Origin of the sequence: Actinomyces culturomici (assembly GCF_900499005.1) — a bacterium.
GTDB lineage: Bacteria > Actinomycetota > Actinomycetes > Actinomycetales > Actinomycetaceae > Pauljensenia > Pauljensenia culturomici.
Window position 1 is genome coordinate 590,883 of sequence record NZ_LS991317.1, and the last position, 16,366, is coordinate 607,248.

The 16,366-nt window shown below is 68.9% G+C and carries 18 protein-coding genes, 1 tRNA gene, 1 other RNA gene and 1 pseudogene; 12 read left to right on the forward strand and 9 right to left on the reverse strand.

The genetic code is table 11. The features are described from left to right. Positions 1-86: 86 nt before the first annotated feature. From DY157_RS11430 to DY157_RS09710, 4 genes are read right to left on the reverse strand one after another with little or no spacing between them, the layout of a single operon-like run. On the reverse strand, positions 87-824 hold the full coding sequence (locus DY157_RS11430; RefSeq protein WP_218938086.1) for a hypothetical protein: 738 nt from the start codon (positions 822-824) through the stop codon (positions 87-89). A 33-nt stretch (positions 825-857) separates the two neighbouring features. After that, the gene (locus tag DY157_RS09705) at positions 858-1,661 is read right to left on the reverse strand and encodes a hypothetical protein (RefSeq protein ID WP_115728413.1); all 804 of its coding nucleotides are present in this window, start codon (positions 1,659-1,661) and stop codon (positions 858-860) included. Beyond that, complete coding sequence (locus DY157_RS11435) at positions 1,642-1,944, reverse strand: hypothetical protein (protein ID WP_160159525.1); 303 nt, start codon at positions 1,942-1,944, stop codon at positions 1,642-1,644. The genes DY157_RS09705 and DY157_RS11435 overlap by 20 nt, the downstream gene beginning before the upstream one ends. Then, entirely contained in the window at positions 1,937-2,239 is a 303-nt protein-coding gene (locus tag DY157_RS09710; RefSeq protein ID WP_115728414.1) for a hypothetical protein, read from the reverse strand. Before DY157_RS09710 ends, DY157_RS11435 begins: the two co-directional genes overlap by 8 nt. Positions 2,240-2,391: 152 nt before the next feature. On the opposite strand from DY157_RS09710, the gene ffs reads away from it, so the two are divergent. The 4 genes and pseudogenes from ffs (at position 2,392) to DY157_RS09730 (ending at position 5,285) form a co-directional block, all read left to right on the forward strand. Next, an RNA gene (ffs, locus tag DY157_RS09715) (signal recognition particle sRNA small type) lies at positions 2,392-2,487 on the forward strand. Positions 2,488-2,595: 108 nt separating this feature from the next. Then, positions 2,596-3,666 (forward strand): aldo/keto reductase, encoded by a 1,071-nt coding sequence (locus tag DY157_RS09720; RefSeq protein ID WP_115728415.1) that lies wholly within the window; start codon positions 2,596-2,598, stop codon positions 3,664-3,666. 154 nt (positions 3,667-3,820) lie between these two features. Beyond that, positions 3,821-3,893, forward strand: a tRNA-Arg gene (locus DY157_RS09725). A gap of 275 nt (positions 3,894-4,168) precedes the next feature. After that, positions 4,169-5,285, forward strand: a pseudogene (locus DY157_RS09730) (IS1249 family transposase). 197 nt (positions 5,286-5,482) lie between these two features. Here DY157_RS09730 and DY157_RS09735 read toward each other — a convergent pair. Both DY157_RS09735 and gluQRS read right to left on the reverse strand, forming a co-directional pair. Next, positions 5,483-5,854 (reverse strand): hypothetical protein, encoded by a 372-nt coding sequence (locus DY157_RS09735; protein WP_115728416.1) that lies wholly within the window; start codon positions 5,852-5,854, stop codon positions 5,483-5,485. Between the two features lie 148 nt (positions 5,855-6,002). Continuing rightward, a complete protein-coding gene (gene gluQRS, locus DY157_RS09740; RefSeq protein WP_268876501.1) occupies positions 6,003-7,046 on the reverse strand; it encodes a tRNA glutamyl-Q(34) synthetase GluQRS in 1,044 nt (347 codons plus the stop codon). Between the two features lie 309 nt (positions 7,047-7,355). Here gluQRS and DY157_RS09745 point away from each other — a divergent pair, with 309 nt between their 5' ends. The 6 genes from DY157_RS09745 to DY157_RS09770 all read left to right on the forward strand — a co-directional run bounded on the left by DY157_RS09745 (position 7,356) and on the right by DY157_RS09770 (position 12,511). Beyond that, positions 7,356-7,946, forward strand: coding sequence for a fluoride efflux transporter FluC (locus DY157_RS09745; protein ID WP_235827160.1), 591 nt, complete (start codon positions 7,356-7,358; stop codon positions 7,944-7,946). Further along, positions 7,943-8,368, forward strand: coding sequence for a fluoride efflux transporter FluC (locus DY157_RS09750; RefSeq protein WP_115728418.1), 426 nt, complete (start codon positions 7,943-7,945; stop codon positions 8,366-8,368). Before DY157_RS09745 ends, DY157_RS09750 begins: the two co-directional genes overlap by 4 nt. 170 nt (positions 8,369-8,538) lie before the next feature. Then, the gene (locus tag DY157_RS09755) at positions 8,539-9,531 is read left to right on the forward strand and encodes a methionine ABC transporter ATP-binding protein (RefSeq protein ID WP_115728419.1); all 993 of its coding nucleotides are present in this window, start codon (positions 8,539-8,541) and stop codon (positions 9,529-9,531) included. Further along, on the forward strand, positions 9,528-10,268 hold the full coding sequence (locus tag DY157_RS09760) for a methionine ABC transporter permease (RefSeq protein ID WP_115728420.1): 741 nt from the start codon (positions 9,528-9,530) through the stop codon (positions 10,266-10,268). The genes DY157_RS09755 and DY157_RS09760 overlap by 4 nt, the downstream gene beginning before the upstream one ends. A gap of 162 nt (positions 10,269-10,430) precedes the next feature. Beyond that, positions 10,431-11,279, forward strand: a complete 849-nt coding sequence (locus tag DY157_RS09765; RefSeq protein ID WP_115728421.1) for a MetQ/NlpA family ABC transporter substrate-binding protein — start codon at positions 10,431-10,433, stop codon at positions 11,277-11,279. A 371-nt stretch (positions 11,280-11,650) separates the two neighbouring features. Further along, complete coding sequence (locus DY157_RS09770) at positions 11,651-12,511, forward strand: sulfurtransferase (protein WP_115728422.1); 861 nt, start codon at positions 11,651-11,653, stop codon at positions 12,509-12,511. 145 nt (positions 12,512-12,656) lie between these two features. Here the strand turns inward: DY157_RS09770 and DY157_RS09775 are convergent, their stop codons facing one another. Both DY157_RS09775 and upp read right to left on the reverse strand, forming a co-directional pair. After that, the gene (locus tag DY157_RS09775) at positions 12,657-13,211 is read right to left on the reverse strand and encodes a YagU family protein (protein WP_115728484.1); all 555 of its coding nucleotides are present in this window, start codon (positions 13,209-13,211) and stop codon (positions 12,657-12,659) included. Between the two features lie 209 nt (positions 13,212-13,420). Continuing rightward, positions 13,421-14,059, reverse strand: a complete 639-nt coding sequence (upp, locus tag DY157_RS09780; protein ID WP_115728423.1) for a uracil phosphoribosyltransferase — start codon at positions 14,057-14,059, stop codon at positions 13,421-13,423. A 150-nt stretch (positions 14,060-14,209) separates the two neighbouring features. On the opposite strand from upp, the gene tadA reads away from it, so the two are divergent. Then, the gene (gene tadA / locus DY157_RS11805) at positions 14,210-15,235 is read left to right on the forward strand and encodes a tRNA adenosine(34) deaminase TadA (protein WP_235827183.1); all 1,026 of its coding nucleotides are present in this window, start codon (positions 14,210-14,212) and stop codon (positions 15,233-15,235) included. Further along, positions 15,235-15,759 (forward strand): MogA/MoaB family molybdenum cofactor biosynthesis protein, encoded by a 525-nt coding sequence (locus DY157_RS09790; RefSeq protein ID WP_115728424.1) that lies wholly within the window; start codon positions 15,235-15,237, stop codon positions 15,757-15,759. Before tadA ends, DY157_RS09790 begins: the two co-directional genes overlap by 1 nt. Positions 15,760-15,837: 78 nt before the next feature. Here DY157_RS09790 and moaC read toward each other — a convergent pair whose 3' ends face one another. Then, positions 15,838-16,320, reverse strand: coding sequence for a cyclic pyranopterin monophosphate synthase MoaC (gene moaC, locus DY157_RS09795; RefSeq protein WP_115728485.1), 483 nt, complete (start codon positions 16,318-16,320; stop codon positions 15,838-15,840). Positions 16,321-16,366 lie beyond the last annotated feature (46 nt).

The window sequence follows — 16,366 nt, forward strand, 5'->3', positions numbered from 1 at the left end:
CCTTCTGCCCCGCGACGCCCGCCCTTCGGCTGTGGAACCCGGTCGTCCAGTGCTTCCTGCGCGACAGGTCGCGACCTCGGAATTGATCAGCTGGTGATGCGCTTAAGGATATCGAGGCCTTCGGGGGTGCCGAGGTCGGCGGTGTCCGCCGGGTGTTCGCGGAAGTAGTCGAGGAGGTTTTGGAGGTAGGCGTGTGTGACGGGAACGCCGTTCATCGAGGTGCGTTGGTAGGGATGGTTCCTGTCGGTGAGTGCGATTCGGTTGCCTCTAAGACTCTCGTTGGCAGAGGGCTGATCCTCCCAGCGTGCCATCCAGGGATGGCCGTCCGTGCTGACGACCCGGATGCATTCGGGGTCGACCTCGATACGCGGATGGACGCCATGCCAGACGGCAAGTTTGACGAGATCGATGGAGGCGAACACGAGGAGGGCCATGCCGGCCGCCATCAGAGGCCATCGGAATCCTCCGATTCTGAGAAGACTTATCCCGAAGAGGAGAAGAGTTATAGCTGCGAGCAACAAGGACACGGCGACGAGGCAGTCCCCGAAGAAGCGCAGTGGTCCTCCCTTTAAGACGGAGCAGGTGGTCGTTGAGGACCATCTCCTCGATGCTCGTCGTTCCTGGAATCTCACAATGGCCTCTCGAAGCATGTGAGTCACGGACAACGCAAGCATCGCCAGAAGCCAATGCGTGAACGGGTGCGTGAGTGGTGGCCGAATGCTGAGCCACAGCGCGAGGATCACGAGCCCAATGAAGAGTGCTGCGGAGAAGTCGACGAGCCTCAGTCGACCGGCTTCCGAGCAGGGCCAAGCGCGGCGCATCATGAAGAGTACTCCCAATGCCCAAGTCGGGGCGGTTCAGTAGTCGTGAATGATCCCGTCGACCGTGTCATCGATTGTGTCCCGTACACGTTCAATGACATCATCGAACTCCTCTTGGGTTTCCAATGGAGTAATGCCCCTGTACAGGTACTCTCCGCCAATCGCGGATGCGACACCCACTCCAATGGCAAGTCCCGGGCCACTCCCGAGAAAGGCGGTTGCAGCAGTCGCTAGAGACCCGCAACCCGCCTCGACGACCTCTGCTGAAGAGTTGTCCGATGTCCAGATGTTCTTCGCAGTCACGATGACATCCCCGAGCGAGCTCAGCCCACCAAGGCCCTTGCCCAAGACGTGTGAGAGCTGGGAGGATGCGAGGTGCGCTCCAGCGGCTCGCGAAAGGCTCTGCGCCTTGCGCGAAGGGAAACCGATGTCCTTCAGGGGGCTGAGCTCCGCTGCGCTGTCTGCCCGATTAGCCAGGCTTGCAGCCTCGCTGCTCAGCGATTCTGCGTTCGCGATCAGAGTGCCGCCGGAGACCTCCACAGCGGCGATGCCGAGATTCTGTGCCAGATCGCTGAGCAGACCGTTGAGATCGATCGCCATGATCTTGTTCTCAAAGGGTATGACGTACTCCGCCACCCAAGTCTCCAGCTCATTGGCCGCGTTCTCAGCCTCGGATTCCAGGTGCTCATAGAGAATCGCCCGGCGTTCGGCGAGTTCGACCTTTCCGGCGAAGGATGGATCGGCATACTGGGCCGGGTCGACAGTGAGGAATGGATGCTGGATGAAAGGGCCGTTGGTCACGAGGCCTCCGACCTTGGCCTCATCGAGAATCTCCGCCATGTCTCTTTGAGCTCGACACAGCTGGTCGCCGTACGTCTGCAGGATATCGGAGCCTTCCCTCAGTCGCGCTTGGATCATCAAGGATGAGCGTGGACAAGCCGCCGGAGACCGCGTAGTAGGCATCGGAGGCCGCGCCCTGCCACGCAGCTTCGCGAATGTTTGCTGCATGAACAAGGCAATCCTGCACTTCATCCAAAGAGTTGAAGCAGTCCGCGAACCAGGCGCTCGCCTCATAGAGATCCGCCGGAATGCCGGGAATCGTTGTGTCGAATGCATCAGACACTGCTGTCACCTCCGTTCGCGAATCTCGTGAATTCGGCGGCGAGAACATCTTCCATGGTCTGCATGTTCGTCAGAGTTTGGTCAACGCGGTCGCCGATCGTCTCCACGTAGGCAGATAAACTCGCGATCGAGGACGCGAGTTCCTTGACGATGTTGGCGACGCATTCGGAATGCGCACCGGCATCGACTCGTGAGGGCATGATCGGCCCGAGCCTCCGCAGGGACAAAGTCGAGTCGTGGTGGTCCTGTGAGATTCTGCGAACTGCAGCCCACTGATACTCGGTAACTTCGGCCATACGCTCGATCCTACGTCGCCGTCGCATCGTCTCCGGGCCCATCGAGGTCGCCTGTGGACGAGGGCAGGCGGATGACCTTCCGGGAGGGGCGGGGCAGAGTCGGCGTCATGCAAGCGGTTCGGCGGGGCGCGTCGGCACCGTGTAGACTGGAGCCCGATCCTCCACGTGACGGTATCATCCGAACCTCCCCAGGGCCGGAAGGCAGCAAGGATAAGGGTGCGCTGCCGGGTGCGTGGAGGATCCTCAGTTTCACCGCCATTCCGGTCCCCCTGGTCCGGCGCGCCGCCCCGCCCTCGTCGATGAGAAGTGGGCCGAGCGCGGGGGACGGGCGCCGGGAGCAGTCCGATGGAGGACCCATGACGAGCAACCGCGCCGACCTCGGCGAGCCGATCGCCCCGCAGCAGTTCGACGCCCGCTGGAGCGCCGACCCCGGCCGGTACGAGGCCCCCGGCGCCCGCTACCGGCGGTGCGGGAGGTCCGGGCTCGACCTGCCGATGATCAGCCTCGGCCTGTGGCACAACTTCGGGGATGACCACTCGATGGCGTCGCAGCGCGAGATCCTGCGGACGGCCTTCGACCTCGGGATCACGCAGTTCGACCTCGCGAACAACTACGGCGTCCCCTACGGGAGCGCCGAGGCGAACTTCGGGCGCCACCTCGCCCACGACTTCAGGACGTACCGCGATGAGATGGTGATCGTCTCGAAGGCCGGGTACGACATGTGGGCCGGCCCCTACGGTGCGGGCGGCGGCGGGAGGAAGTACATCCTCTCCTCGCTCGACCAGTCGCTGTCGCGCATGGGCCTTGACTACGTCGACATCTTCTACTCGCACCGATTCGATCCGACGACCCCGCTCGAAGAGACGATCGGCGCCCTCGATCAGGCGGTCCGCTCCGGCAAGGCCCTCTACGTCGGCATCTCCTCCTACGACCCGGAGCAGACGCGCCGGGCCGTCGAGCTCGCCCGCGAGATCCGCCTCCCCCTCGTCATCCACCAGCCGCGCTACTCGATGCTCGACCGGCACGTGGAGAACGGGCTGCTCGACGTCTGCGGCGAGCTCGGGCTCGGCATGGCGGTCTTCAGCCCGCTCGCCCAGGGGCTCCTCACCTCGAAGTACCTCGGCGAGGACCGCTTCCCGGCGGGTTCGCGCGTCACCGAGCAGCGCTACCTCTCCCCGGACGTCCTCACCGACGAGCGCATCGGGCACCTGCGCGCCCTCGACGCGCTCGCGAAGGACCGGGGACAGACCCTCGCGCAGATGGCGCTCGCCTGGCCCCTGCGCGACGAGCGGGTGACGACGGTTCTCGTCGGCGCGTCCTCGGCCAGGCAGCTGCGCGATTCGGTCGGCGCGCTCGATCGGCTCGACTTCAGCGCCGACGAGCTCGCCCTCATCGACGAGCACTCGATCCCCGCGGCGATGTACTGACGCCTCCGCCGTCCGCGCGCTCGCGCGGCGCCTCTCAATTCGTACGAGGTCGGGGCCCGGGCAGGTCCTTCGACCTCGTGTGATGGAAGCCCCATGCGTCGGTTTGTGTTCGCGGCGGGGGACCGCGTACAGTTGGCGTCAGCCAAACGGCGATGCGCCCGTAGCTCAATGGATAGAGCATCTGACTACGGATCAGAAGGTTGGGGGTTCGAGTCCCTTCGGGCGCGCAGCGGCCCCGCTCGGTGCGATCCACCGGTCGGGGTTCTGCGTTTTTCTGGGGGGTTCTCGCCGTCCCTCGGATTCGGACGGGCACTCCCGGGGTTAAAGGACACCTCGTGTTGGTCTGACTGGGACTTTTCGTTGTGCTGGTGCGGGAAAGTCTGGGTTTTAGTTGGTGGCGGCCAACTATGAGGGTGGACAGAATCTGTTGGTCTGATCGGGGTTTTTCGGCTCTGTGGTGCGGGAAAGTCCGGGTTTTAGTTGGGTGTGTTTGCCTCTCGGGGTGAATACTGCTTCGTGCCCTGTGTGTGGTGGTCGGATGACGCGTCATGGGAAGACGTCAGCTGGACGGCAGCGGTGGAGGTGTACGGCCTGCAATGTCACCGGTCTGAATGAGATTGACGCGTCGGCCAAGCACCTGGGCGAGTTCCTTTCCTGGTTGCTCAGCGGGGCCCGTCAGGCGGATATGCCTGGGGGCGGGAGGTCGTTTCGGCGGCGGTGCCAGCACCTGTGGGAGGTCTGGCCTTTCGCTCCCGTGGTCGATGAGGTGCACGAGGTCGTGTTCGTCGACGGGATTCATCTGGGCCGCAAGGCGGTCGTGGTGATCGCCCAGACGCGTGAGCATGTGGTGGGCAGGTCATGTGGCCAGGACGGAGAACTCGCGCGCCTGGGAGGCCCTCATGAGCAGGATCGCCCCTCCGGAGCTGGTGGTCACCGATGGGGGGAGCGGGTTCGAGAAGGCGCGTAAGAAGATCTGGCCGGATTCGCGGGTGCAGCGGTGCACGTTTCACGCGTTTTCGAAGGTGAAGGAAGCGACAACGACCCGTCCGAAGCTGCCTGCGTCCAAAGAGCTGTACGCCCTGGGCAAGCAGCTCATTCGCGTCACCGACATTTCGCAGGCCGAGGCGTGGGTGGAGGACTACAGGGGGTGGTGTGAGCGGTGGGAGGTGTTCCTCGCCGAGAAGACGCCCAGAGACGATGGCGGGTGGGAGTACACGCATGAGCGGCTCGTGCGCGCCCGTAACAGCCTGAACCGGCTACTGGCGAGGGGCGTGTTGTTCACGTTCTGCGACCCCACCTGGGGGCAGGCGATGCCGGCGATGAACAACCAGATCGAAGGAGCCACGAACGCGCCCCTGCGCCAAATGCTGCGCGACCACCGGGGGATGCGGCTCACGCGCAGGATCAAGGCGATCTTCTGGTGGTGCTACATGCACACGGAACGCCCCTTGCCGGCCGCTCAGATCCTGAAAGTCATGCCCACCGACACCCAGATCGAACAGGCCTGGCAACAGGCCTCACGCGACCACCCCGCCGCCGGCATCATCCCCCAATGGGGAGACGCCATCGCCTGGCACGAACTCCACCACCACAGCCCCTACCGCACCGACTGGGACTAGACCCGACCAACACATTTTATCCTATAANAACAGGCCTCACGCGACCACCCCGCCGCCGGCATCATCCCCCAATGGGGAGACGCCATCGCCTGGCACGAACTCCACCACCACAGCCCCTACCGCACCGACTGGGACTAGACCCGACCAACACATTTTATCCTATAATCCCACTCCCGCGATCGACGCCGACCGCGCCGTCAGATATTGACGCTCACCCTCCAACGCCCACCGTCGTCACGTGTCGCCAGAGCCTTCACCGCCGTCGTGCGCACGCCGTTGTCCGCGCGCATCCGTTCGATGGTCTCCGCCCCGGTCTCGTGATCGATGATCGCGATCCGCGAGCCGAGGCTGTCGACCTCGAGCGATCCGGAGGAGAACGCGCCGACGAGCTGGACGAGGCAGTGGAACTTGTGCGCCTCTCCCGCGGGCTCGGCCCACTTCTCCTTCTTCGCGCGCTTCGCGATCGCCCGGTCGAGCTCATCGGAGGCGGGCAGCTCCGTCCACGAGTCCGACTCCGCGACGATGAGGGTCGGCTCCTTGTACCCGAAGAGCTTCTGGAAGACGTCCATGCGCCCAGTCTGCCAGAGCCCGGCCCTCTCCCGGATTCCCGCGTCGAAAGCATCACCTTCGTCCGTCGAGGGGATCTCCTTTCCCCGCTCTCGGGGCACCGGCCGCGCCCTCGTCGATCGGAGAGGAAGGGGCGCTGCGCGTTCCGGGTCAGCGGGTGCGCGACGGGCGGTCGGTCGGCGGCTCGACGATCCACGGATCGAGGGGGAGGGCGCGCAGGGCCGGCAGGTCGAGCGCGTCGAGGAGGTCGGCGCCCGTCGAGGCGCTCTCGACGCCGAGGGAGCGGCCGATCCACTCGACGACGTCCGCGGTCTCCCAGCCGAGCGCCCGCAGATCGGCGAGCGTCACCGCGCCGTCGCGCTTGGCGAGCCGGGCGCCGGTCGGCGCGAGCGCGAGCGGCACGTGGACGTAGGTCGGGACCGGGATGCCGAGGAGGGTCGCGAGCGCCGCCTGTGCGGGCGCCTGCCCGAGGAGGTCGTCGCCGCGCACGACCTGGTCGATGCCCTGGAAGCCATCGTCGACGACCGCCGCGAGGTTGTAGGCGGGCGCCCCGTCGGCTCGCCGCACGACGAAGTGGTCGACCGGGCCGGTGAACTCGCCGTGGAGCTCGTCGTGAACGGTCCAGGTCGCGGCGGGCGCGCGCAGTCGGACGGCGGGGGAGCGGTGCTCGCGCGCGACGGCGGTGCGGCGCAGCTCCCGCTCCGCGTCGGTGAGGTCGAGGCAGGTGCCCGGGTAGTGGCCCGGCGGGACGTGGGGGGCCGACCCCGCCTCGCGGATGTCGCGGCGCGAGCAGTAGCACTCGAAGACGAGGCCCCTCTCATCGAGGTTCCGCAGGGCGTCGGCGTGGGCGCCGTAGCGCGTCGACTGGACGAGCGGGGCGCCGTCCCATTCGACGCCGATCGCCTCGAGGTCGGCGAGCTGGCGGTCGGCGCTGCCCGAGCGGACGCGGTCGATGTCCTCGAGGCGCAGGACGAAGGCGCGCCCCGTGCGGCGCGCCCAGATCCACGCAAGGAGGGCGGTCCGCAGGTTCCCGACGTGGAAGTCCCCGGTCGGCGAGGGCGCGAAGCGGCCGACGCCCGCCGCTTCGGGCGTCGTGGCGGCGACATCGGCGCGGACGGCCGCGGGCGCCGCGGAGGACGAGGTCGGCACGGGCGCTTGCGGAGTCGCGGGCGCCACGTCGGGGGAGTCGGTCACCGGCCCAGTGTACGAACCGGCTCCCGATTCGCTCGTGATCCGGCGCTCACTCGCCGCCAACCCGCAAGAACGCACACAGTTTCCCGTGCGCCACACAACGCGTAGGCCTTTGACCTGCGGGTTCTTCGGCGGTATTCCCGGGCTGAACCGTGAAAACGTCGAAACTGTGTGCGTTTCTGCGGGCGGAGACGGGCTCGCGGCCGACTTTCCAATCTCAACGCTCCCGATTTTCCGTGCTCAACGCTCCCATTTCTCTGGTGCGAGCGCTCCCTTCCTTCCTCACTTCTCGCTTCTCCTTACACTGACCGCGTGTCCGCCACCGCAGCATCCAAGAGCCGCTTCCCGCTCAGCCCGCCACCTGCGAGGATGCGCCGACGCCTCGCGCACGACATTCCCGACTGGATCTTCGTCGCTCTCGGCGGAGCGCTCGGCACCCTCGCGCGCGGAGGACTCGACGCGCTCGCTCAAGCGGCGCCCTGGTCGGGCCCCGTCGCCTCCTTCCTCCTCGTCGCGTGGTCGACCGTCCTCGTCGATCTCGGCGGCGCCTTCTTCCTCGGCGCGCTGTCGGCGATCCTCGCGCGCAGGGCGGCGCCCTCGCCCGGCCTCGTCCGCCTGCGCCTCTTCGCGGCCACGGGATTCGCCGGGGCCTTCACGACCTACGGAACGCTCATCGGCGCGACCGGGACGGCGATGCTCGACCGTGCGGGCCGGGCGGACGTCCTCGGGATCTTCGGCGCTGCCGCCGGCTCTTTGCTCCTCCTCGTCATCGGGGTCGCCGCCGCCGGCGCGGGTTGGCTCCTCGTCCGCAGCCGCGGCGCCGCTGAGCGCCGCAGCGAGGAGAATGCGGAAGCTGCGAAGGACCGGTCCGGCCGGCCCCACGGGAAGGAGACCGACCGATGATCGGCGTCCTCGCCTGGCTCGGCCTCGCCCTCGGCGGATCGCTCGGGGCGCTTTCGCGGTGGCGCCTCGACCTTGCGGTGCGCGAGCGCATCGTCGCGTTCGTCGCCACGCGCTCGAAGTCGGGGAGCGCTCACAGGGCCCCCGCCGTCCCGCCGCTCCTCGGCATCGCGACCGTCAACGTGCTCGGCTGCTTCCTCGTCGGCCTCCTCGGCGGAGCCCTTGCCGCGGCGCCCGGCTGGAGGCTCGTCGTGTCCACCGGATTCCTCGGCGGCTTCACGACCTTCTCCACCGCGGTCATGGACTGCTGGAACCTCTGGCACGCCGGCAGGCGGGGCGCCGCGATCCTCCTCCTCATCGGGGTGTGGGGCTGCGCCCTCGTCGCCCTGTTCGCCGGGCTCGGGGTCGCCGCGCTCCTCCCCTGAGCGCGCCGGCGACCGGGCCGAGACCAATTCGCAACCTCATGAAATCGCAGGTCGCAGGAAGTTCCGTCCCGCATCGTGGAGCTGTGTGACACCGGATTTGGGGCGCTTTGGGGCTCCACCTATGCTGAAACCAGCATCAGGCACAGGGAAGCGATCATCCGGAGGACCACATGATCGACCTTCGCGGAGTCCGCAAGGTCTACACCGTCAAGGGCGGCAATGAAGTCGTCGCCCTCGACGACGTGACCCTCCACGTCGAGCGCGGCTCCATCCACGGCATCGTCGGCCAGTCCGGCGCCGGGAAGTCGACCCTCATCCGCTGCCTCACCGCCCTCGAGCACCCGACCGACGGGGAGATCGTCGTCGACGGCCTCGACCTCGCCCGCCTGCGCGGCAAGGAGCTGCGCGAGGCCCGCCGCGCCATCGGCATGGTGTTCCAGTCCGCGAACCTCCTCGATTCGCGGACCGCCGCCCAGAACATCGGCTATCCGCTCAAGCTCGCAGGCGTCCCGAAGGAGAAGGTCAAGGCGCGCGTCGAGGAGCTGCTCGCCCTCGTCGGCCTCGCCGGCCGCGGCGACTCCTACCCCTCGCAGCTGTCCGGCGGCCAGCGCCAGCGCGTCGGCATCGCCCGCGCGCTCGCCGACAACCCGGGCGTCCTCCTCTGCGACGAGCCGACCTCCGCGCTCGACACCGAGTCGACCCGCCAGATCCTCGAGCTCATCCGCTCGATCCGCGAGTCCGAGGGCGTCACCGTCCTCGTCATCACCCACGAGATGGCGGTCGTCCGCGAGATCTGCGACTCCGTCACACTCCTCGGCCGCGGCCGCGTCGTCCAGACGGGCACGGTCGCCGAGGTCGTCGCCGACGCGACGAGTCCCCTCGCCCGCGAACTCGTCCCCGCCCCCGCGGTCGACGACGCGGACCTGCGCGAGGACGCGACGCTTCTCGACGTCATCTTCACCTCGCACCCGGGCGTCCCCACGGGCGCGACCGTCCTCAATCTCGCGGCGTCGATGGGCGCCGACGTCACGGCCGGCACCTTCGAGTCGATCGGGACGACGCAGGTCGGCAGGCTCGCCCTCTCGGTGCCGAGCTACCACGCCCAGCAGATCATCGGCCGTCTGCGCGACGACGGCATCTACGCGGAGGTGAGGTCGCTGTGACCGCCGTTCTCCCCGCCCTGTCCGCCGCGGCCCTGCGCGCGGCCGCCCTCGTCCCCGCGGGCGTCAACGACCCGAAGTGGCTCGACAACCCGGCGCTGACGAAGCAGTTCCTCCCCGCGATCGGCGAGACGCTCCTCATGATGAGCTTCTCCACCCTGCTCACGGTCCTCCTCGGCGTGCCGCTCGGCCTCCTCCTCGTGCAGACCGCGAAGAACGGGCTCACGCCGAATCGGCCCGTCTACGAGACGACGTCGACGATCGTCAACGTCATCCGCTCTTTCCCTTTCATCATCGGCATCGTCGTCCTCATCCCGGTGACGCGCCTCATCGTCGGCACGTCCCTCGGCTGGCAGGCGACGGTCGTCCCCCTCGTCCTCCTGTCCGTCCCCTACTTCGCGCGCCTCGTCGAGTCGAACATTCTCGCGGTCGACGGCGGCAAGATCGAGGCGGCGCAGATGATGGGCGCCTCCAACCGCCAGATCCGCTGGGGCGTCCAGGTCCGCGAGGCGGCCCCGATGCTCATCCAATCGATCACGACGCTCGCGATCACCCTCATCGGCTACTCGGCGATGGCGGGCGCGGTCGGCGGCGGCGGCCTCGGCCAGATGGCCATCAACTACGGGTACAACCGGTTCGAGGACGACGTCATGATCTCCACCGTCGTCGCGATCATCCTCATCGTCCAGGCCGTTCAGATGATCGGCGACATGTGCAGCCGGCTGGTGGACCACCGCTGAGGCGACCACCGGCCGGGTGATGACAGAGCCCAGCACACCCTCCCGAATTCCATCCCCCTTCGCGCGGATTCGCTCCGCCGGCAGATTTCCCCCGATCGACGAGGTCGCGGCCGCTCCGCGGTGGCCCTCCTGATCGGAGGTCGACACAGAAAAGAGATCCTCATGCGCTCCATCCGCACGCTCGTGGCCGCATCCGCGGCCGCCGTCCTCGCCCTCGGCCTTTCCGCCTGCTCCGGCTCGAGCTCGTCGAGCTCCTCCGATTCGGCCGCTTCGGGCTCCTCCGCCGAGACCGTCACCCTGACGGTCGGCGCCTCGCCCTCGCCGCACGCGAAGATCCTCCAGTACATCGAGGACAACCTCGCGGCCGATGCGGGCCTCGACCTCAAGATCGTCGAGTACACGGACTACGTGCAGCCGAACTCGGCCCTCAACGACGGCTCGCTCGACGCGAACTACTTCCAGACCGTCCCCTACCTCGAGCAGCAGGAGCAGGAGAACGGTTACGACTTCACCGCCGGCGAGGGCGTCCACCTCGAGCCGCTCGCCGTCTACTCGAACAAGATCAAGTCGCTCGACGAGCTCCCGGCGGGCGCGACGATCGGCATCATCGACGACGTCACGAACCAGTCGCGCGCGCTCAAGCTTCTCGCCGATCAGGGCCTCGTCGAGCTTCCGACGGACGGCTCGGACGCGAACGTCAACAACGTGAAGATCCTCAAGGACTTCACCTTCAAGGAGGTCCAGGGCCCGCAGCTCGTCCGCTCGCTCGACGACGTCGACGCCGCGGTCATCAACGGCAACTTCGCCCAGGAGGGCGGCCTTTCGCAGGCCAAGGACGCGCTCGTCGTCGAGTCGCCGAAGGACAACCCCGCGGTCAACGTCCTCGTGTGGAAGACCGGCACGGACAAGGCCGATGCGATCGCGAAGCTCGAGAAGCTCCTCCACTCCGACCAGGTGAAGAAGTACATCGAGGACACCTGGACCGACGGCTCGGTCATCCCGGCGTTCTGATCGTCGGTCGATCGGGCGTTGGTCGCCGAGTCGGAGCCGAGCGCTCCACTCGACAGGCGGTCCGATCGCCTTCGACACGGCTCGGTCGAGGTCGCTCCTGAGCGCCGATTTCTCGGCCGCCGAGTCTGAGGGAACTCCCGGTGGGGCCCGCGCGCCGCGCGGGCCCCACCGCTATTCGTGTCGCGCCTGAGCGCTTCGCTCTTCCTCCCCTATTCGCCGAAAGCATTACCCGACCCGCGCCGACGGCATTACCCGCCCTTCGCCGAGAGCATCACCTTCGTGCGTCGAGGGGATCTCCTCCTTCCTCACTCGGGTCCGCGCTGGGCGGCGCTCGCCCGTTCGGCCGAGCGCCGCCCGGGTAGTGTGGGCCCATGAGCTCCAGGATCTCCCCGCTCGTCGACGTCGATGAGCTCGCCGCCCTCCTCGCGGGCGATCCCGCGAACCGCCCCGTCCTCCTCGACGTCCGGTATCCGGGCCCCGGCTCCAGCGTCGACGGGCACGCCGAGTACCTCGCCGGGCACATCCCCGGCGCCGCCTACGTCGCGATGGACCGCGCGCTCGCCGCGCCCCACCTCCCGGGTGCGACCGGCCGCCACCCGCTTCCCGACCCCGAGGTCTTCGCGGCCGCGATGCGCGCCGCGGGAGTCTCCAAGGGCCGACCCGTCGTCGTTTACGACGACTGGCGCTCGATCGCCGCGTCGCGCGCCTGGTGGCTCCTCCGCTGGGCCGGGCACGAGGACGTCCGCGTCCTCGACGGCGGCTGGTCGGTCTGGCGCGATGCCGGAAATCCGATCGACGAGGGCGAGGCCGCACTGGAAGAAGGTGACTTCACAGCGGATGTCGGACATCGCCGACTCATCGACGCCGAGGGCGCGGCGGCCCTCGCGGCGGACGGAGTTCTGCTCGACGCGCGGCCCGCGAACCGATTCCGCGGCGAGGACGAGACGATCGACCCCGTCGCCGGCCACATCCCCGGTGCTCGCTCGTTGCCCGCGCTCGACCTCGTCGATGAGGGCGGGCGGTTCCTCCCGGCGGAGATCCTCGCCGAGCGATTCGCGGCCGTCGGCGCGACCGACGCGAGGAAGGTCGGCATCTACTGCGGCTCCGGCATCCAGGCGTGCCATGCGATCCTCGCCGCCGAGGCAAGCGGCGCGCTCGAGGACCCGGCCCTCTACGCGGGCTCGTGGAGCGACTGGATCACCGATCCGTCCCGCCCCGCCGAGGTCGGCTGAGCGGCCGGGTCGGCTGAGCGGACGAGGGTGGCGCAAGCGCGGAGGAGAAGGACCGCCCCCGGATCGGACCCGCCGACCGAGTCGCCTCCCCTTACAAGCCGCGGGCCCGCCCTCGTGAACGAGGACGGGCCCGGGGAAACCTTGGTCAGGCGGCGCGGGACTCGAGGGCGAACTCGGGGTCGGGCTGCTTGGTGAGGCGGTTGCGCATGTCGCGTCGGAAGACTTCGATCACCCACATCCAGATGATGTGGCCGAAGATCTCGGAGAAGTGCTCCTGCCACGGCTGATCCCACGGGGCGGGGACGATGCCGATGAGCGGCATGAAGATCACGTGGAAGCCTATCCAGACGGCGATGCCGAAGAGTGCGCCCTGCCAGAGCTTCACCTGGGGGAAGCGCTCGGCGATGATGCAGTAGACGACCGCGACGCCGATCGAGAAGCCGAAGTGGATGAGGAAGGACATCCACGGGAGGCCGGTGTTCCCGTTGAAGGTGTAGGTCGCGTGGGTGAGATCGGGGTTGACGCCGAAGAGCTCGAGGAGGGCCTGCGGCGGGTTCGTCGCGTTGCGCTCGGGGGTGCGCGGCGGGAGCGGGACCTCCCAGCCGAACTTCACGATGGCGGAGACGAAGCCGCCGATGATGCCGACGAGAGCGGCGATGCGGTAGTTCCTGCGTGCGGGATCGGTCTGAATGAGCTTCATGTTTTGAAGCATATGTGAATCGTTGAACAGAGTTGAGATCCAGGCTCCCACCTGCGGCAAGACTCACACGACGACGGTGCCGCGAGCGGCCCCGCGCACGCTCGCTCGCGTGCGCGGCGCGACGCAGGAGAGTGATGATGAACTCCCCGGGAATGAGCCGCGGGCCCGCCCTCGTGAACGAGGACGGGCCCGAAGCGAGAACGACGGAGTCAGTCGACGATGCCGTAGAGGCGGTCGCCCGCGTCGCCGAGGCCGGGGACGATGTACGACTTCTCGTTGAGGTGGTCGTCGACGGCGGCCACGACCACCGACACGTCGGCGCGATCGCCGACGAACTTCTCGAGTTCGGCGAGGCCCTCGGGGGCGGCGAGGAGGCACACGCAGGTGACGTCCTTGGCGCCGCGCTCGAAGAGGTAGTTCGCCGCGGCGACCATCGTGTGACCGGTCGCGAGCATCGGGTCGAGGATGAAGCACTGGCGGCCGGAGAGGTCGTCGGGGAGGCGGTTCGCGTAGGTCTCGATCTCGAGGGTGTCCTCGTCGCGGCGCATGCCGAGGAAGCCGACCTCTGCGGTCGGGAGGAGGCGGGTCATGCCCTCGAGCATGCCGAGGCCCGCGCGGAGCACGGGGACGACGATCGGGCGCGGCTCGGAGAGCTTGCGGCCGATGGTCGGGGCGACGGGCGTGTTGATCGCGCGCTCGGTGACCGAGACGTGGCGGGTCGCCTCGTAGGCGAGGAGGGTGACGAGCTCGTCGACGAGCTGGCGGAAGGTCGCGGACGGGGTCTCGCGATCGCGGAGGACGGTGAGCTTGTGGCTGATCAGCGGATGGTCCGCAACATGGAGGCGCATGGTCCAAGGCTACCGCGCCGGGGCGGGCCCACGGGACCCCCGCAGCGCCCTCCTGGCGGGCCTTCCGTCCGCCCCTGGGAAGTCCCTGATCGTGCCCGGCGGCCCTCCTGCGGGCGCGGCCGGGCCGGTAGTCTTGACCCCGTGACTCCCATGGATCGGTACCGCGAGGCGATGAGCCGCGCGCTGTTCTACGCCAACCGCGCGCGCGAGTCGGGCGACGTTCCCGTCGGCGCCGTCGTCATCGATTCCCTCGGGAGGATCGTCGGCAAGGGCTGGAATACTCGCGAGGCGGACCACGACCCCTGCGGTCACGCCGAGATCGTCGCCCTGCGCGAGGCAGGCCGGACCCTTCATCGGTGGAACCTCGTCGGCTGCACGCTCGTCGTCACGCTCGAGCCGTGCACGATGTGCGCGGGGGCGGCGATCGCCGCTCGTGTCGACCGCGTCGTCTTCGGCGCATGGGATCCGAAGGCGGGCGCCGCGGGCTCGCTGCGCGACGTTCTCCACGATTCGCGCCTCAATCACCGCGTCGAGGTGATCGGCGGCGTTCTCGGCACCGAGGCGACCGTCCAGCTCCGCGCCTTCTTCGAATCGCGCCGCGAGACCACCGCCGAACCGACGGGCCGGGCCGCGCTCGCCGCCGAGCCGGTCGTCGCACCGACCTTCGAGCGTGTGTCCTCCTGGATCGACGAGGCCGGGGCGGCGAACCCCGCCGAGTCGGAGTCTGAGACTCCCTCCTCCGATGGGCGCACCGCGGGCGCCGGCGCGCCGGCACCCGCCCGCACCGCTCGCGCGCAGGCGCCGGTCGCCCTCGCGACCGCCGCCGTCCCCCCGCCGCCCGCGCCGAAGAACGCGGTCGTGTCTTCCGGACTCGACGCCGAATCGGGCGCAAGGGCCGACGCTCCGGCGGCGCCCGCCTCTGAAACGGCGGCGCCCGCCGCGCTCCTCGCCGAGAAACCGACCTCCGTCGACGCGCCGCCCGTCGGAGAGTCTGAGGCCGTCGTCGAGCCCGCTGCTCCGTCTTCGTCCCCTGAGAAGGCGCCGGCCGCGACCTCGTCGATCCCGAAGCGGAGGAGCCGCAGGGCCGCGCACGCCGCGGAGCCGGGCGAGGGCGTCGACTATCGAGTGAGCGCCGCCGGGATCCCCGTGCGCAGGCGCGGGGCCGCGAGGCACTGATGCTCGCGCAGCCGAACGCCGCGGCGCCGACGGAGCGTATTCCCGGCGTCGTTCTCACCGTGTCGGATCGCTGCTCGCGCGGTGAGGCCGAGGACCTGTCGGGCCCGCTCGCCGTGGCGCTGCTCGCGGATTTCGGCGTCGACGCCGAGCTCGAGTGCGTGCCCGACGAGGTCCAGGAGATCCGCCTCGCGATCGGCCGCTCGGTGGCGTCGGGCGCCAAGCTGATCGTCACGACCGGCGGCACGGGACTCGCGCCGCGCGACGTCACTCCGGAGGCGACCGAGCCGCTCCTCGTCACCCGCATCGCCGGGCTCGAGGACGCGATGCGCCGGGCGGGGGAGCCGCATGCGCCGGCCGCGGCGCTGAGCCGCGGACTCGTCGGCGTCACGCGGAGGGACGCGAAGGGCGCGCTCGTCGTCAACGCGCCGGGGTCGCGCGGGGGCGTGAAGGAAGCGGTGGCGGTCGTCGGACCGCTCGTGGCGCACATCCTCGACCAGCTCGCCGGCGGCGACCACGCCCGCTGAGGGCCCGTTGCGTGCCCGCTGATGAGCCGCCGAGCGCCCGTCGTCTCCCCGTTGAGGGCGCTGAACACCCGCTGACGGTCAGTCCTCCGGGCGGGTCCACGTGCCCGAGCGGCCGCCGGACTTCGCGACGATCTTCGCCTCGGTGATCTTCGCGGACCGGTCGACGCCCTTCACCATGTCGACGATCGCGAGCGCCGCGACGGTCACGGAGGTGAGGGCCTCCATCTCGACGCCCGTCCGGTCGGCCGTGCGGACCGTCGAGCGGATCGCGACGTGGTCCGCCTCGAGCGCGAGGTCGACCTCGCACCCGTGGACGCCGATCGTGTGGGCGAGGGGGAGCAGGTCGGGCACCCGTTTCGCCGCCTGGATGCCGGCGACGCGCGCGACGGCGAGGACGTCGCCCTTCGGGACGGTCCCTTCGCGCAGGGCGGTCATGACGCGCGGCGAGCAGTCGACGCGGCAGACGGCGGTCGCCTCGCGGACGGTCGGGGTCTTCGCGGTGACGTCGACCATGTAGGCGGCGCCGTCGGCGCGCAGGTGGGTGAAGGAGAGGTCGGTCATCGCGGCTCCGTTCGTCGTGCCGGCCGCGTCGGCCGGGTGCGGGTCG

Bases quoted from the DNA above. Each gene is read 5' to 3' on its own strand.
- DY157_RS11430 (WP_218938086.1), bottom strand. From the start codon at position 824: ATGATGCGCCGCGCTTGGCCCTGCTCGGAAGCCGGTCGACTGAGGCTC.
- DY157_RS09705 (WP_115728413.1), bottom strand. From the start codon at position 1,661: ATGGCGGAGATTCTCGATGAGGCCAAGGTCGGAGGCCTCGTGACCAAC.
- DY157_RS09710 (WP_115728414.1), bottom strand. From the start codon at position 2,239: ATGGCCGAAGTTACCGAGTATCAGTGGGCTGCAGTTCGCAGAATCTCA.
- DY157_RS09720 (WP_115728415.1), top strand. From the start codon at position 2,596: ATGACGAGCAACCGCGCCGACCTCGGCGAGCCGATCGCCCCGCAGCAG.
- DY157_RS09735 (WP_115728416.1), bottom strand. From the start codon at position 5,854: ATGGACGTCTTCCAGAAGCTCTTCGGGTACAAGGAGCCGACCCTCATC.
- DY157_RS09750 (WP_115728418.1), top strand. From the start codon at position 7,943: ATGATCGGCGTCCTCGCCTGGCTCGGCCTCGCCCTCGGCGGATCGCTC.
- DY157_RS09755 (WP_115728419.1), top strand. From the start codon at position 8,539: ATGATCGACCTTCGCGGAGTCCGCAAGGTCTACACCGTCAAGGGCGGC.
- DY157_RS09765 (WP_115728421.1), top strand. From the start codon at position 10,431: ATGCGCTCCATCCGCACGCTCGTGGCCGCATCCGCGGCCGCCGTCCTC.
- DY157_RS09770 (WP_115728422.1), top strand. From the start codon at position 11,651: ATGAGCTCCAGGATCTCCCCGCTCGTCGACGTCGATGAGCTCGCCGCC.
- DY157_RS09775 (WP_115728484.1), bottom strand. From the start codon at position 13,211: ATGAAGCTCATTCAGACCGATCCCGCACGCAGGAACTACCGCATCGCC.
- upp (WP_115728423.1), bottom strand. From the start codon at position 14,059: ATGCGCCTCCATGTTGCGGACCATCCGCTGATCAGCCACAAGCTCACC.
- tadA (WP_235827183.1), top strand. From the start codon at position 14,210: ATGGATCGGTACCGCGAGGCGATGAGCCGCGCGCTGTTCTACGCCAAC.
- DY157_RS09790 (WP_115728424.1), top strand. From the start codon at position 15,235: ATGCTCGCGCAGCCGAACGCCGCGGCGCCGACGGAGCGTATTCCCGGC.
- moaC (WP_115728485.1), bottom strand. From the start codon at position 16,320: ATGACCGACCTCTCCTTCACCCACCTGCGCGCCGACGGCGCCGCCTAC.